The organism is Dyadobacter crusticola DSM 16708 (genome assembly GCF_000701505.1).
In the GTDB taxonomy this organism is placed as follows: Bacteria; Bacteroidota; Bacteroidia; order Cytophagales; family Spirosomataceae; genus Dyadobacter; species Dyadobacter crusticola.
Window position 1 is genome coordinate 167,276 of record NZ_JNJB01000011.1, and the last position, 15,967, is coordinate 183,242.

The 15,967-nt window shown below is 45.7% G+C and carries 14 protein-coding genes; 6 read left to right on the forward strand and 8 right to left on the reverse strand.

Annotated features, from left to right (window positions below; translation table 11 throughout):
- Positions 1–11: 11 nt before the first annotated feature.
- Genes Q369_RS0115425 through Q369_RS0115435 form a run of 3 tightly spaced genes read right to left on the reverse strand, consistent with a single transcriptional unit; the run spans position 12 to position 4,640 of the window.
- Entirely contained in the window at positions 12–1,136 is a 1,125-nt protein-coding gene (locus Q369_RS0115425) for a DUF4249 domain-containing protein (RefSeq protein WP_031528697.1), read from the reverse strand.
- Between the two features lie 10 nt (positions 1,137–1,146).
- The gene (locus Q369_RS0115430; RefSeq protein WP_031528698.1) at positions 1,147–3,918 is read right to left on the reverse strand and encodes a TonB-dependent receptor; all 2,772 of its coding nucleotides are present in this window, start codon (positions 3,916–3,918) and stop codon (positions 1,147–1,149) included.
- Entirely contained in the window at positions 3,915–4,640 is a 726-nt protein-coding gene (locus tag Q369_RS0115435; protein WP_229206852.1) for a hypothetical protein, read from the reverse strand. The genes Q369_RS0115430 and Q369_RS0115435 overlap by 4 nt, the downstream gene beginning before the upstream one ends.
- Before the next feature lie 250 nt (positions 4,641–4,890).
- Between Q369_RS0115435 and Q369_RS0115440 the strand changes: the two genes are divergently transcribed.
- Together Q369_RS0115440 and Q369_RS0115445 are read left to right on the forward strand one after the other, a co-directional pair.
- On the forward strand, positions 4,891–5,952 hold the full coding sequence (locus tag Q369_RS0115440) for an NAD-dependent epimerase/dehydratase family protein (RefSeq protein WP_031528700.1): 1,062 nt from the start codon (positions 4,891–4,893) through the stop codon (positions 5,950–5,952).
- Positions 5,953–6,065: 113 nt separating this feature from the next.
- Entirely contained in the window at positions 6,066–6,932 is an 867-nt protein-coding gene (locus Q369_RS0115445; protein ID WP_051664086.1) for a hydroxymethylglutaryl-CoA lyase, read from the forward strand.
- 36 nt (positions 6,933–6,968) lie between these two features.
- Here Q369_RS0115445 and Q369_RS0115450 read toward each other — a convergent pair whose 3' ends face one another.
- Positions 6,969–8,072, reverse strand: coding sequence for a DUF8457 domain-containing protein (locus Q369_RS0115450; RefSeq protein ID WP_031528702.1), 1,104 nt, complete (start codon positions 8,070–8,072; stop codon positions 6,969–6,971).
- A gap of 102 nt (positions 8,073–8,174) precedes the next feature.
- On the opposite strand from Q369_RS0115450, the gene Q369_RS0115455 reads away from it, so the two are divergent.
- Positions 8,175–8,765, forward strand: a complete 591-nt coding sequence (locus Q369_RS0115455; RefSeq protein WP_031528703.1) for a thymidine kinase — start codon at positions 8,175–8,177, stop codon at positions 8,763–8,765.
- A gap of 17 nt (positions 8,766–8,782) precedes the next feature.
- Entirely contained in the window at positions 8,783–9,424 is a 642-nt protein-coding gene (locus Q369_RS0115460; protein WP_031528704.1) for an SGNH/GDSL hydrolase family protein, read from the forward strand.
- A 58-nt stretch (positions 9,425–9,482) separates the two neighbouring features.
- On the opposite strand, the gene Q369_RS0115465 is transcribed toward Q369_RS0115460, so the two are convergent.
- Positions 9,483–10,577 (reverse strand): chorismate mutase, encoded by a 1,095-nt coding sequence (locus Q369_RS0115465; RefSeq protein WP_031528705.1) that lies wholly within the window; start codon positions 10,575–10,577, stop codon positions 9,483–9,485.
- Between the two features lie 176 nt (positions 10,578–10,753).
- Here Q369_RS0115465 and Q369_RS0115470 point away from each other — a divergent pair, with 176 nt between their 5' ends.
- Together Q369_RS0115470 and Q369_RS27755 are read left to right on the forward strand one after the other, a co-directional pair.
- Positions 10,754–11,956 (forward strand): proline dehydrogenase family protein, encoded by a 1,203-nt coding sequence (locus tag Q369_RS0115470; RefSeq protein WP_031528706.1) that lies wholly within the window; start codon positions 10,754–10,756, stop codon positions 11,954–11,956.
- Between the two features lie 50 nt (positions 11,957–12,006).
- Positions 12,007–12,762, forward strand: a complete 756-nt coding sequence (locus tag Q369_RS27755) for a lipoprotein signal peptidase (RefSeq protein ID WP_035333518.1) — start codon at positions 12,007–12,009, stop codon at positions 12,760–12,762.
- Positions 12,763–12,780: 18 nt separating this feature from the next.
- On the opposite strand, the gene Q369_RS0115480 is transcribed toward Q369_RS27755, so the two are convergent.
- The 3 genes from Q369_RS0115480 to Q369_RS0115490 all read right to left on the reverse strand — a co-directional run bounded on the left by Q369_RS0115480 (position 12,781) and on the right by Q369_RS0115490 (position 15,933).
- Entirely contained in the window at positions 12,781–14,379 is a 1,599-nt protein-coding gene (locus Q369_RS0115480; RefSeq protein ID WP_031528708.1) for a hypothetical protein, read from the reverse strand.
- Between the two features lie 284 nt (positions 14,380–14,663).
- Positions 14,664–15,308: an OmpH/Skp family outer membrane protein gene (locus tag Q369_RS0115485; RefSeq protein WP_031528709.1), complete on the reverse strand. Its 645-nt coding sequence runs from the start codon at positions 15,306–15,308 to the stop codon at positions 14,664–14,666.
- A gap of 10 nt (positions 15,309–15,318) precedes the next feature.
- Positions 15,319–15,933, reverse strand: coding sequence for an OmpH/Skp family outer membrane protein (locus tag Q369_RS0115490; protein WP_031528710.1), 615 nt, complete (start codon positions 15,931–15,933; stop codon positions 15,319–15,321).
- Between the last annotated feature and the right edge of the window lie 34 nt (positions 15,934–15,967).

Consider the following 15,967-nt stretch of genomic DNA (forward strand, 5'->3'; position numbering starts at 1 on the left):
AGTATTGTTAGCTACCAAAAGGTTGGTTTTTCAGTTGTTCCGCCTTGTGTCCTGCAATCAATGCAACTGGCCGGCGCACCCAGAATGTACTCTGCCCGTTCTCCTCCGAAAGACATTAACAATGCGGCTGTTTCCAGTGCACATTGCCTATCGCTCATCGGCCTGCAGACAATATCAAACGTATCGGGCGGCATACAGCGCGGGAAATTCCCCAAACGCGGCGCTATGGTCAGCCGCTTCGTTTGTTCCGTAGCCGCGCTGAAATAGCCGAATACTAGGTCTTTGGAATCATTTACATTATGGATATTCCCGGTAACCTGAGATGGTTGGGGATCAAATAAACTTCCTGTTCCCTGGGTCGTTTTTGAGAGACTTGTCCAGTATTCAAAAGCTTCGCGGGAAAGGCCATATTGCCGCACAAGCACACTGTATTTGAGATAAAGCTTATTGGTCGAAACAGGCACTTTAAACAACGGCAGATCTTTAATCACATCACTGCTCAGCTTGATCGTTGAGCCTAGCAGGATACTTCCCGAGCGCATAGTGCCCCAGCATTGATTAATATCCTTACTGCGGGTCACGATCTTTTTGTCAACAACCTCGATATAAGAGTAGTAAGCAGCCCGATACTCCCAGGTTTCTTCAAATTTCCATCTGTAGAAATGCGTGTTGTTCTTGGGATCGTGGGTATTTACGTAAAAAATCATGGCATCCTGCCCCGCATCATACCGACTCGTCACGCTATCAATCGGCGGGGTTTTGGTAACTTCCACGTAATCCGATAAGTATTCTTTCCCAAATAAGTTGATCCTCAGCCGGTATTTCGCATTTTCATTGTATTGCTGAGGCGGAAGGAGGTACAATCCCCTGCCTGCTTCTGTAAATGTGAAGCTCTCGCCGGTTTCAGACTCCGCTTTGAGAACGGCGCCTTCGACATTGAGATTCATTGTCGGTTCATTTACATTCTGGGTCTGGCGCAGCTCGATCCTGCTTGTGTCCTGCCCTACATTCAAAAAACCGTCTACCACCAGGTAATTTTCAACAGAGTTTACTTCGGGCGGGGAAAAAGGCTCGACGCAACTGTCCAGAATAAGCAGTAATGCAAAGAAGCCAAGTTTGAATAACCAGTATCTCATATTCTTTTTCTTAAAATCTGAAATTGTAAGTAATGGTAGGAATTGGCTGGCCGAAAATGGAAAGCTGGTAACCATTTACCCTGCCGCCGACGGTCTGGAAGTACACGGAAGTCGGGTTTTTCCTCCCGAGGACGTTGTAAACAGCGAATGTCCAGGAACTGTGTGCGAGCTTTTTAATCCTGTGATTTCCTTCGATATTCATCGCCAGATCAGTCCGGTAGTAATCCGGAATGCGGAACTGGTTACGATCAGCATAGTAAACCCGCTGTGCACCATCGATCAGGTACTTGCCGATTGGCGGGGTATAAGGCCGGCCGGTGCTGTAAGTGAAATTGAATGAAAGACTGAACCGGTGAGAGAAACGGTAGTTGGAGATCAGCGTAAAATCGTGCGGCTTGTCGTAATTGCTCGGATAGAAGTTACCGTCATTCGGCGCATCCGGCGACTCGCGGTCAATGGCACGCAACAATGTTCTTGCATAAGTATAGCCCAGCCAGCCATTCAGCTTACCTGTCATTTTTTTGATCATAAACTCAACTCCGTAAGCTTTTGCTTTCGTATTAAGCACGGCGGCTTCGATATTGTGGTTCATAATCAGCGAATCGCCGCCTTTGTAATCCAGGAAATTCTGGATGTTTTTGTAATAACCTTCGAGAGATACCTCTATTTTGTTCCCCCGGAAATTGCGGTAAAGTCCGACTGAGATCTGGTCGCCGATCTGCGGTTTGATGTATGGATCGCTCAATTTCCAGATGTCCGTCGGCGAAACAGTCATGGTGTTGGTAAGCAGGTGAATGTACTGCCGCAGCGTGTTGTAGCTTACTTTTAGAGACAGGTTATCAAAGACGCTGTACCGCACGGAAGCACGGTATTCAGGTCCGCCATAAGTTTCGATGTTTTCTCCCGACTTATACTGTCTTACACCATTCTGATAAATGTATTCAATAGGCAGGCCGGGTACATAGGTATTCACATTTCTTGGCCCCAGATATTTGAAAAGGGAATACCGGATACCTGCCGAGATGGAAAGGCGCGGACTAACTTCAAATTTGTCTTCAATATACAATGCACTTTCGACAGCCTGCTCCGGTTCCAGCTCATCGGGCACGATCAGTGACTCGGCAGTAGCTGGCTTGAAGGAGCCGGGGCGCAGCTTATAGTAAATGCTGCTGAGCCCGAATTCCAGGGTATGCCTCGGATTGAGGTTATAGCTAAAATCTGCCTTGAAATTAGATTGGTTAATATCGAATTTCAGGTCAAATGCATTCAGCGGCAACCCTTTTGCATTCATTGCGTACTGGTACTTGCTGTGCGAAGCTGTGAATACGCTGTATAGCTTTGAATTAAATGTGTGCTTCCATTTCAAAGAAGCAAGCTGGTTTTGGTAAGTATATAGGGTATCCCCGAACAACCTGAACCGGTCGTCGCTGGTGTAGCCGGTCAGGAACAAGCTGTTTTTCTCATTGATCTCGTGACTGATGTGCAGGTTGATATCGTAAAATGAAGCCGAGCTTTTATTATAGTTTTCATTGTCTAAAGCCTTGATCACCCAATTGGAATAAGTGGAGCGACCGCCTAGCAAAAACGATGTTTTGTCCTTAACAATCGGCCCTTCCAATGTAAGCCGGCCGGTTACCAGACCAATTCCGCCCGAGGCTACAAACTTCTTTTTGTTACCATCGCGACTATTGATATCCAAAACAGACGACAACCGTCCCCCGAACCTGGCCGGAATGGTACTTTTATACAGCTCCACATCTTTCAGTACATCAGGATTGAATGCAGAGAAAAAGCCGAAAAGGTGGGAAGGATTATAGATAACCGCATCGTTATACTGGATCAGGTTCTGGTCTGTGGAGCCGCCGCGCACATTCAACCCGGTACTGTTTTCCCCTACCGATTTAATGCCGGGTAATGTCAGAATTGTACGGAGTAAATCTGTTTCCCCAAAAACGGTGGGTACCTGTTTCAGGTTTTTAATGGTGAGCTTCACGGTTCCCATTTGCGTACCTACCACGTTCCTGTCCATTCCTGCTTTTACCGAAACTTCTTTCAGGGCTACAACACTTTCACGCATTTCAACATCCAGCTTACCGTCTGAATAAAGCATGACTTGCCGCTGCGTTTCGCGCATTCCGGTGCTCCTGATCCTGACAACCTGCCTGCCGCGCGGGATCGTCAATGCATAAAAGCCGAGGGCGTCGGTTGTGACGCCAATGGAAGGTGAAGCGATAAATACCGCCGCTCCGATTACAGGTTCGCCGGTTAATGCATTCCTTACATATCCTGTGATGGTGGAATTACCCGGTGTAATGCGATGCTTTCGTATTCCGATTTCGTGTAGCTTGCTTTCTGCGGTAGAAAGCAGCTTTTCCTTGGCATCATCACCAGGACCGGCATACGCGATGGAGTCATTATCACTGCCTCTGTCGGGCTCAAAAAGTCCGGGTGTGAGCTGCGTGATGATCCGCTGTCCCTGGGTGATGTATATCCGCTTCTGCGCATCAATGGCATATTCAAATTCAGATCCACGAAAAACCTGATCAAGTACTTCGCGGATGGTGAGATTATTCACATTCAGGTCGAGGGTCAGACTGTCGAACTTGCTGGCATCGTAATAGAAATAGTAGCCTGTCTGCGCTTCCACAAGCTGCACAAATGCACCAAACCGGGCAGAATCCAGCTTGACGGTGATCTTCTTCTCGGCTACATTTTGTGCTTGGCTAATATTTGGTAAGAACGAAAAACTGATCAGGAAAATGAGTGGTAAAAGTCTCTTCATGGCTTGGCTAATTCATCGTGTACGGCGACCATTTTGGCAATGGCCAGATCTTTTTGCTTCCGGAAACTGATACGTCCGTCCCTCAACACTTTACGCAGTTCTTTCTTGTGCTCAGGAAAAAGGTTTAGTACCGCCTTCTTGGTCTGCGCACTATGGTATTTTCCATCTTTGAGAACATAAAAGAAATTCTTCTGCGGGTACAGGGATATTACTTTTTTGTCCACGATTTTTTCCTGCCTCTGCTTCGCTCTTCGCGCGATCGTGCGGGATTTACCATTGTAAATCACGTCGTAAAAACCGGTACGCATTTGCGGTTCAATATCCTTCCCCGCTTCGAGGCGCACGAAATTGTGATGATTTAATAAAAAGAAGTCGACCTTTTCGGATTGCAGCAACAGGTGATCTCCATTAAAATGCTTGATCACCAGTTCATCTTTGAAGATATCATACAGCATTGGAATGCTGTCAAATTGCTGGTTATCATAGTGCACAACACCTTTTATCCATTTTCTTGTATCAAAAAACTGATGTTCATCATTCCTCGAATCATAGAGGTAATACAGGCGGCCGTTATAGAGATTTTGAGAGAATGCAGTGGCTTCTTTGTAAACTGATATCGGGTAGGCAGCCGGATCTGCTGTAGTATTTACCTGGGCTATCTGGCCAAAGGAAGTACCGGCAATGCACAGAAAGAGGAAACAGAGAGAGGAAAAGTTCGACATGCACGAAATTTTTTTATAATAATACTATAAAAAGTTGTGTAATTGCTGCGCTTCGAATGGTATGTACTCCAAAGAAGTTGTCAGAAGTTACATACTTCATTGAACCGGAATTTATTTATTATCCGGCATTTAGCTGCGCAGCATGCCTATTTCCATAGAAATCTAAGTCAGCTTGCTGACCGTTTTTCTGGAATGTCCTAACTTTGGTCTTATCTGAATCCACACATTCTTCCCAATTTAAAAACACTTTATGAAAATCTTAATTACCGGAGGAGCAGGCTTTGTCGGATCGTCGCTGGCCATTTCTTTGAAAATGAATTATCCGCATTACGAAGTATTTGCGCTCGATAACCTGAAACGCCGGGGATCAGAACTGAATATCAGCCGCTTGAAAAAGCACGGAGTTGAATTCGTCCATGGCGATATACGCAACAAGGAGGACTTCGACACCATTCCCGCAGTGGACACCGTGATAGAAGCCTCAGCCGAACCTTCGGTACTCGCTGGACTGGACGGAACGCCTGATTACCTCATCAACACCAATCTGGTTGGTACTGTTAATTGCCTCAATTATGCATTGAAGCACAAAGCGGGCTTTATTTTCCTTTCGACCAGCCGGGTATATCCGATCAAAACCATCGAGACGCTGAATTTTGTGGAGGAAGAAACGAGGTTTGCATTGTCTGATGAGCAGCCTGTTCCTGGAGTATCGTCAAAGGGTATTGCCGAGGATTTTCCATTGAATGGCGCACGCTCTTTGTATGGAACTACAAAGCTGGCTTCCGAGCTGATTATTCAGGAATACAATGAATTTTACAACCTCAAAACAGTGATCAATCGCTGCGGGGTTATCACCGGTCCGTGGCAAATGGGCAAGGTTGATCAGGGCGTAATGGTGTTGTGGATTGCAAAACACTACTTTGAGCAGCAGCTGGGCTATTTTGGTTATGGCGGTACCGGCAAGCAGATCCGCGATATGCTGCACGTGGCTGACCTTTATAGGCTGATCGACTGGCAACTGCACAATCTCGACAAGGTTAATGGAGAGATCCTGAATGCAGGCGGTGGCCTGGAAAGCAGCGCCTCGTTGCAGGAACTGACGAAAGTTTGTCAGGAAGTCACAGGCAAAACGATCCCCATCAAAGTAGTACCAGAAAACCGCACTGCTGATATTCGTTTGTACGTCACCGACAATACCAAAGTTACCGCATTAACCGGCTGGAAACCCGAAATCGGTATCCGCCAGATAGTAGAGGAAATCGCCGCCTGGCTAAAAGAAAACGAAGCCGATCTCGCTCCGATTTTGATGTAAAGAAAGGGAGAATGGAGTAAAGGGAGAAATATCGAACAGCCCCCTTCCTCCCTTTCTTCCCCTTCTTCCCTTATTCAATCATTCACTCATTCAATCATTCACTCATTGAACTATTGAAACTAATCGAATGTCCCCGCGATGCCTGGCAAGGTTATCGTCCATTCATTCCGACGCAGCGAAAGGTTGAGTACCTCAATCAATTGTTGAAAGTTGGATTTGATACGATTGATTTTGGGAGTTTTGTTTCTGCGAAAGCAATGCCGCAGGTAAGTGATACGGCACTTCTGCTGGACCAGCTTGATATCTCCTCTTCGAAATCGAAGTTGCTGGCAATTGTGGCGAATGAAAGAGGCGCGGAAGAAGCCTGCGGTTTTACACAAATCAGTTATCTCGGGTTTCCATTCTCCATTTCTGAAACTTTCCAGCGCCGCAACACCAATGCGACAATCGCCGATTCCCTCGAAAGAGTACGTACTATCTGTGAGCTTGCATTCAGAAGTGAGAAGGAAGTGGTGATATATATTTCAATGGGCTTCGGAAATCCGTACGGAGATCCCTGGGAGCCAGGCATTGTGACCGAATGGGTTAGTAAATTGGCAGAGCTGGGGGTGAAAACTTTTTCATTATCCGATACGGTGGGGGTTGCCGGTACAGACGCAATTACCTCGCTTTTCTCGGAACTGATCCCGCGCTATCCTTCCCTGGAATTTGGCGCTCATTTTCATACCAAACCTGCGGAATGGCGCCAGAAAGTGGAAGCTGCCTACGCCGCCGGGTGCACCCGGTTTGACGGCGCGCTGCTAGGATATGGCGGCTGCCCGATGGCACAGGACGAGCTGGTGGGCAATATGCCTACAGAAAAGCTCGTTGATTTCGCCATTGAAAAACAGCAATCCATTAACCTGGACCTTGCTGCACTACAGGAGGCCAGGCGCCTGTTTTTACAATTGGTAAATAAACAGGAAAGCTCCCGAAGTTGAACTTCGGAAGCTTTCGATATTTCAAATACTGAATTATCAGGCGAATTTTCTTTTTACGATTGCCAGCAATGCAGTTACTGCTTCCCCATTTACATCCCAGGCATATTTGGAAGCATACCTGTGCCAGATCAAGTTCTCTGCCTCCTCAAAACTTTTAACTGCATCGAGCTCATAAATAGCTTTGTCGAAATGCTCGCTGTTTTTGTTAAAAAGCTGATTTACAAACATGAACCGCTGACCTAACGGAATCGCACTGGCAATGCTTTCGACACGAAAAGGAACGCTCCCGTAGGATTTATCCTCCGTCGGCTGTGGAATATCCACCTTGAAACGGTTGTTTAATGAATCCTTTTCGACAGTTTGGGATTTTGCAACAATATCTCCCAAAACAACGGAAACGGGCTCAGCGCGAGCCGGGCCAGGTTTTACACCGGTTGGTTCCAGCTCGCTGAATGCAGAGTCAAAGAAGGATTTTGGCTCCTGTTTGGTACTTACAGGTTTGCTGACCTCCTGAATGCGTATTTCATTGATGTTAACTGGAAATACATCGGAAAACAGCTGTAAATGCTCGTCCGTATCGTCCAGAAGATCTGCATTATCCTTTAATTCATACAGCCAACTTACTGCCTGCGTCTGGTATACCGACTCGGAGCCGCTGTCTTTAAGCCTGTCCAGCATTGCTTCTGCAATACCACGGTGAATGTGTGTGTATTTGAGCAGCTGTTCGGCTTTTTCGTGTGTAAATTCCGCGTCGGGTGTTGAGCGGATCTTACCTTCAAAATAATCAGCAGGTGCAAGCAGCAGCCGGATAGAATCCTTCACAGATTCCGAGAGCAACGGTTCAAGGTTTGCACGCTTTACCGCAATATGCTGGGAAGCGGTATTCATGAAATCTTCCAATGCCCTTTTCACATCTTCATGGGAAAAATCGAAATACGGACTGCGAAATGATTCTGCATTGCTTTTCCATGCTTCGAACAACCGGTTAAGTATTCCCAGATTGACTTGACGTACCGGAGTGAGCTTCAATAAACCTGCGCCATTTATCACATCCTGAGCTCTGTAAACATCATTCAGAACAGTTGTAGTAAACCGGGTGGCGTATTGGTTGAGTGCGTTTGAATTCAAATTATCCGGCATAACGAATATGAGCTTTTGATAACGGTCGTGTTTAACAAAAATATGTTTGCTTTGTAAATATAATTAAAATTGACTCTTAAGAAGGTCAATCCGACACCAAAGATGTTTGTAGAACCATCCCATAAAAGAGAAGATCAAGACCCAAAAACCGGTTGGATCGAGGTGATCTGCGGCTCGATGTTCTCCGGGAAAACGGAAGAGTTAATCCGGAGACTGAACAGAGCAAAAATAGCGCGCCAGAGAATACAGATTTTCAAACCGGCACTGGATAAACGCTACCACGAAGAGAACATTGTTTCTCATAATGATAATTCGATCCGTTCTACCCCGGTCAAATCTTCACTTGAAATAATGGGTTTGGCGCAGAATTGCGAGGTAGTGGGCCTTGATGAGGCTCAATTTTTTGACGAAGCAATCGTGCAGGTTTGCAACGATCTGGCTGATTCCGGGAAACGGGTAATTATTGCCGGACTCGATATGGATTACATGGGAAAACCATTTGGTTGTATGCCGCAATTGATGGCGACTGCGGAATATGTCACCAAAGTGCACGCGATATGCATGGTCTGCGGCGAAGTTGCCTCGCATTCTTACCGACTTACTGCCTCAGATGCACGGGTATTGCTGGGTGAAACAGACCATTACGAAGCACGTTGCAGAAGGTGTTTCAATCTCGGTGAGCACGCCTACTAGCATTTCCGGACTGGCGTATGAAAACTAGAAAGCTCCTTGTTGCCTCGCTCCTGCTCAATTTCGTCCTGATCGCATTGATACTGGCTTTTGCGATTATTTACAGGGATAAGATCCTTCAAAGGTTTGTAAGCATCAAAGGCAATCCGACGATCGTGATGTATGGCAACTCCCTTACTGCACAGGGAAAATGGGTAGAGCTGCTCGGCCGGACCGACGTGATGAACAATGGACTTCCCGGCCTTTGTACTTACCATTTCCTTCAATTAATACAAACACACGTTGTAGATTTAAAGCCTGAGATCTGCTTTCTGGAAGGTGGGATCAATGATATCACGGTCGGGGTTTCACAGGAAAAGATCCAGGCGAACTTCAAAAGCCTGCTTGATATCTTGGTTAAAAACAACATCAAACCTGTTGTTACCCTCACGCCTTTCGAACAGAACGATCCGATCAGTAAGGCAGAAGTGATTGCATTAAACAGGTTCCTGGTTGATTACTGTCAGAAACATAGCATTACCTACATCGATCTTAATGCAAAAATCTCGGATACAACAGGGTTGAAACCAGCGTTTGCTGTCGACAAAACGCATTTAAACGCGCAGGCTTATCGGCTTTGGGCAGCAGAAATCAAGCGGGTTTTACAGGAAAGTAAGCTTTGATGCAACAAAAAAGGCTGCCCGATTACCGAACAGCCTTCATTTGAAATATTATTAATGCCTAGGCGCTCACCTGGTTCATCACTTCCGTTTGCTTCCGGATAGATTCCATGTGTACCAGTTTAAACAATTCGTCTACCAGATTAGGATACAGGTTCATGCTCTTGCCCCAGCCAGCACGTGTTTCCAATACTTCACGGAAACGGTCAACCTGGTAAGCAGCTACGTTGTTATCACGTTTGTATTCAGCCAGCTTTTCAACTAATGCCATTCTCTGCGCCAGAGTTTCCAGCATTTCACGATCCAAATGATCGATTTTGCCGCGGATAATTTCTAATTGTGATGCATAATCGCTGCCGTAAGATTCTTTACGAACATGCAGATCGTGCAGCATCTGGCCCAAAGCTGCAGGAGTTAACTGCTGAGAAGCGTCGGACCAGGCTTTGTCCGGGTCACGGTGTGATTCGATGATCAGACCATCGTAATGCAAGTCAAGCGCGCGCTGTGCCAATTCATACAGGTAAGCACGTTTACCTGCCATGTGGCTAGGGTCACCGATTACGGGCAACTCAGGGAAAAGTGTTTTCAGCTCGATCGCGATATTCCACATTGGTGAATTCCGGAACTTAGTCTCTTGTGCATTCGAGAAACCTCTGTGGATCGCACCCAATTTCTTTACACCTGCCTGGTTCAAACGCTCGAGAGCGCCTATCCAAAGCTGTAAGTCAGGGTTAACGGGGTTTTTTACGAGTACAGGTACATCGATACCTTTCAATGCGTCAGCGAGTTCCTGAACGTTAAACGGGTTTACCGTAGTACGAGCGCCTACCCAAAGAATATCAACGCCATATTTCAATGCCAGTTCGATATGCTGCGGAGTAGCGACCTCCACTGCAACAGGCATTCCTGTTTCTTTTTTTACCGCCTGCAACCAGGGCAGTGCTGCCTCTCCCATCCCTTCAAAGCTGCCAGGGCGGGTTCTTGGTTTCCAGATCCCCGCACGGATCACATGCGCAAAGCCTTCCTCTTTAATCTGGCTTGCGGTTTCTAACATTTGGTCCTCCGTTTCTGCACTGCAAGGCCCTGCGATTACCAAAGGTTTTCCCTCGGTATTGATCCAACTGCTCAGCGGAAGGATGTCTAAAGAAGCATTCATATTCAAAAACTTGTCCTTAGTAAAATAGATAATTGCAATATTTTGACCCGGTAGTTCATGCGTATTTCCGGGATTGACGTACATTTGATGCCATAAAAGTCAAATAACTTCTTAATGAACACAACTTTCTTACTGTGTTTTACTTATGCATTCAGTAGAGAAAACGTGTACTTAAAATGGCAGATTCTTCACCGATAAACCAAATACCTGTATTTTTTGAAGATACTTCCGTCGCTTTTGCCTCTAAATCTGACGCTGAACTGCGGAAAACATACTGGCTATTCAGCCTCATGAATCAGGCTCGAGTGGTAAATTTAGGCACTTTTTTTATAAAGCTTGCACTAAAACTAAACTTACCTATAAAAAATCTCATCCGGGCTACCATTTTTGAACAATTCTGTGGAGGCGAGACAATTAACGATTGTGATCGCACCATAGCAATGCTCGGAAAATCAGGGATCGGTACCATTCTCGACTATTCGGTTGAGGGCGAAGATAAGGAGTCGAGCTTCGATGCAACTGCAGCCGAAATCCTGCGTACTATTGACAGGGCAGCAACCTCTCAAACTATCCCATTCTCTGTTTTCAAAGTCACCGGAGTTGCCTCAGCAGAGCTTCTTGAAAAGATCCAGCGGAATGATCAGTTGACCGAGGCGGAGGAAGCTGCTTACGAGCGGGTTCGCGGCCGCGTAGAAAGCCTTTGTGCCCGTGCGCACGAGAAGAATGTAAGGATATTCGTCGATGCGGAAGAAAGCTGGATCCAGGGCGTGATCGACGACCTGACGTATCAGATGATGCAGAAGTTCAACCGCGAGCGTACGATCGTTTATAATACTTACCAGCTCTATCGTCATGAAACGCTGGACCAACTTAAAACTGCTTACCTCACCGCCCGGCAAAAAGGCTATCTGCTCGGCGGGAAGCTTGTGCGCGGCGCATATATGGAAAAAGAGCGGTTACGTGCAAGGGAAAATGAGTATTTTAATCCGATCCACGTTTCCAAACAAGCCACAGACACAGATTACAATCTGGCTATCGACTTCTGCCTGGAACACGTGGAGCACATTTCCATTTGCCTGGGTACTCATAATGAATACAGCTCTCAGTACTGCGCTGCAAAAATGAACAAGCTTGGCATCGAGAAAAGCGATAATAGGATCTGGTTTGCACAATTGCTCGGGATGAGCGACAATATATCGTACAATCTGGCAAAAGCTGGTTATAACGTTGCGAAGTATGTTCCCTACGGGCCTATCGACGCTGTTCTGCCCTATTTGATCCGACGCGCGGAAGAAAACACCTCCATTGCAGGCCAGAGCAGCAGGGAGTTTTTGTTAGTGAAAAGTGAATTGAAAAGAAGAGGAATCAGTTCTTTATAAGTAACTTATTACTTTCGCATTCCTGAAATTCCCATTTGTTTTCCAAAAGAATGAATCGATCTAGAAATCCGGTACCCTATTTGCTGTTCAGTTTGCTGCTTATCATTATTGACCAGGCTTCCAAACTGCTGGTACACAAATATATGGATCCCGGCTTCTCAGGTCAGATTGCACTGGTCGGAAACTGGCTGAAATTGCATTATGTACTGAATCCCGGAATGGCATTCGGGATGCAGCTCGGACACGAATACGGAAAATTGTTCCTGACACTTTTCCGTCTGGTGGCGATGGTTGCAATAGGTGGCTATATGATACACCTGGCGCGTGCAGGAGCTTCGAAGGGTTTGTTATGGGCACTGGCTATGATCCTGGCAGGTGCAGTTGGCAACGTGATCGACAGTACTTTCTACGGCGTATTTCTCGAAAATGCACCTTACGGATCTCCAACTCCCTGGTTCCACGGGCAAGTAATTGATATGATCTTCGTCGATTTCTGGGAAGGATTTATTCCTGACTGGGTGCCGGTCTGGGGCGGGCAGTATTACTCGACTCCTATTTTCAATATTGCAGATTCCTGTATTTTCATTGGCGTTTGCAGCATACTGATATTCCAGGGAAGTTTTCAAGCTTCAACAACGTCGGAAGATGAAAAGGACGAGAAGCTCGAAAGCGATACAATCTCCGGAAACAACGACGCTGAGCTATCTCAGGCAGTAACTACAACACCCGCACAGGAATACATTCCCGAGATTCCCACCGAAAATCGCGGGCTGGATGAAGACGATAACAACAAAAAAGAGAGCTAAATTCTCTCTTTTTTGTTATTAATTTTCGTCCTTAGTCAAAGGCACGAAATCTTTAAATGTTTTTTTCAAAGCATTGTCCGTCGCCTCTTTCTTATTTTCCCATCTGGCATCAAGCTCTAAGGCTACCAACCCGCTTAGGTTCATTAATGATTTAAATTCGTCTAACCTGCGAATAAAATCAGGATGGCGCCGGGCTGACTTTTGTCCATACTCACGGGCAAAAACGTCCCCCTTGTTTTGGAGCTCATTCTTCTTCTGCATAACATAGTTAAAGCGATCAAGTAACCCGTTTACGGACTTACCAATTACTTCTGTCGCTTCCAATGTACCCACAGTGGCGACAGTGGTGCCGCCTATCGTTGTTATATATCCCCTCGTCTCGGGTTTATCTTTCGCAATGACCGGCGCCAAGCCCGTCGTCGCGCCCAGTGACGCATTTAGTAATGAGCGACTTCTCTTACCTTTCTTAGCTCTCGAATAAGCTTTTTTCAGCTCTCCTTCTTTCTCCGTCATTTGTTCCAGCAAGCCCCACGCATTCACAAGTGCGCCGCGGTAGAGATTATATACGTAATTGTCACGAAGACTCTCATCAACCGTATTCTTAATCACAAATCTGACACTCCTTTCCTTTTTGTTCTGCGCTTTATCCAGCACGTAAAATGTGATATTAAAAGCGATTGTATCCAGTGGATCCTTCACGAAATCATAACCAGGCTCCCAGATAAACTCGTAGCTCGTAGGAGTATTTTTGACCAGAGCTTCTGCCGGTACTTTCTTGTTCTCTGACACAAAATTGAATGCAGTAATGTCTTCTTCACCGTTCGGATCAGATAATGTAAACCTAAGGTTGATCCGGTTATTCTCTGCACTTCTGATTACTGAATTCTGAGGTATGATCGTAAAATCGGGGGCGAGGTCCATTTGGGTGACATCCAGCTTAAGGCGTCCCTTCGTTCTTGCTTTTGAAGGCTGATCCTCCACATAGAAATCAATGTACCTCGGTCCTTTTTTCAGTATATTAAACTGTGCGGTCGAAGGCTCCCAGGTTATCTCACCTGCTGCGGTGAGCTTCATCCCTTCGGGCATTTGTTCCAAAACGGGTACAAAGACAATCGGATCCCCATCGGGGTCGCGCACAGAACCCATATCTATTTTGTAAACGTTCTGCGTCTTGTACTGCACATAAAACGGTTGTAGCTCATCAATCTGCGGCGGGCGGTTAACGTGATTGACTTTGAACACTACTTCCCTGGAAACGCTCTCTCCCGCTGTACTCTGCGCTTCAAACACTACTGGAAAAGATTTGGTGGTATTGATCCGGTCAGCGATATCGTAGCTGGGAGTCCAGACGAAATGCCCGAGCGAGTCGAACTTCATTTCTTTTGCCAGGCCACTGGTGATCGTGTATCTCACCGAGTCACTCTTGCCACCTTTTGTCTGTAAATGAAAATTGATCTCTTTGCCTTCATAAAGAACATTCCATTCCGATTCCACAGGGAATACAATCTGGAGCGGACTGCCTGAAGTACTCTTCATATTATCCTGCCCCTGCACCTTTGAAAACAGTAAAATAGCTGTCAGAAGTATCAGTATTTTATGAATATCTTTTATGAGCATAACTTCAAAAATATAATTTATTCTTTGCCTGGAAGAACATGAGACTAAACGCAAAACTAGCAAATCCCGTATAGAAAGCCCTGTGAAAGCTTACAAAAATGAAATGCTTCGATTTAGAATCGTGGAATTAAATCTAGTTTGCACTTTTTAAATATTAACTCGAATGTTGCATTATAAAAAAAGCAAGCGCACTCCCCGAAACTCCTGATTGTAGGGCACTAAAAAACCGGAGAGCAATCTTCTGAAAGACTGCTCTCCGGTTTTTTAAGTTCAATAACGCTTCCTTATTTTTTCTTAGGAGTCGCTGCCGGTGCGGTTGTAGCTGGCTTCGCTGGCGTAGTTGCAGCCGGTGTAGCAGCAGCAGGTGCAGCTTCGGCCTTGTCAGGATCAACACCCAGTTTTTTCAGGATCAAAGGAGTCGCATTGTTCTCCTCAGTAGCGGTGAACAATATGATAGGAGTTGAGCCTGGACCTGCATCCATATTCAGGATGTAGAGAAACCCATTTTCCTTACCTACTTCCTGGATCGCATTGTTGATTTTGGTCAGGATTGGTTCCAGCAATTGTTGTTGCTTTGTTTGCAGCGAAGTCTGTGCATTGTTCTGCATTTCCTGAATACGTGTTTGCAGGTTCTGCAATTCTTTTTCTTTATCTGCACGAATCACGTCAGTCATATTGGCCCCGTTTTTCTGATAAGCCTCATACTTGTCCTGCGCCTCTTTATATGTTTCTCCCAGCGCTTTGTCAAGTTGCGCTTTGGTTACTTCAAGTTGATTTTGCATTACCTTACTTTCGGGCAGTTTACCAAGAATATAATCAACATTGGTATAGCCTATTTTAGAAAGTCCGCTTGCAGGGGTTGTTTGAGCTAACAGAGGGGTGGTGATTAAGGTCATTACGACCAGAAAAGCCATCAATTTTTGTTTCATTGCTTGTTACTTATTTAAGTTTACTGGTTGTACTCTTTTGTTTTGGTGAGCTATTTGTAGGCTGATTGGCTGGTTGCCCGGGTTTGTCGGCGATTGCTGCTTTATTAGCTTTTGGATCAATTCCCAATTCTTCCATTACGTAATCGGAATAGTCGTGCTTAGGATTGGTATAAAGCATTCCGACGTCGCTGGATTTGTCAAACATAAAGTCAAGACGGCGTTGGCTGCAAACTTTGGTTACGGCCCGCTGCACTTTTTCAAGTACCGGCTTCATGAGTTCTTTCTTCTTCTGGAACATCATTCCGTCCATTCCGAAGATCTTGCTGTTGTACTCGCCCGCTTCTAATTCTTTCTCCTTGATTTCGCTTAGCCGCTTTCTTTTTAGCTCCTCGGTTAACAAAATCTCTTCGGCCATATAAGCGCGCTGCATCCGGTCAATCTCGCCAAATTTGTCCTGAATTTCCTTTGCCCATTTCTCGGAGAACTTTTTCATCTCCGCTTGTGCAGCCTGATACTCGGGCATCTTACTTGTAATGAACTCCATGTCCGTGTACCCAATCTTTTGAGCATTAGCCACTGACGTGTATAGAATGGACAAAACTAGTAAAATAAAAAACTTCTTCATGCCAAGCTGCTAATAATTTGCAAACTTCTTAACG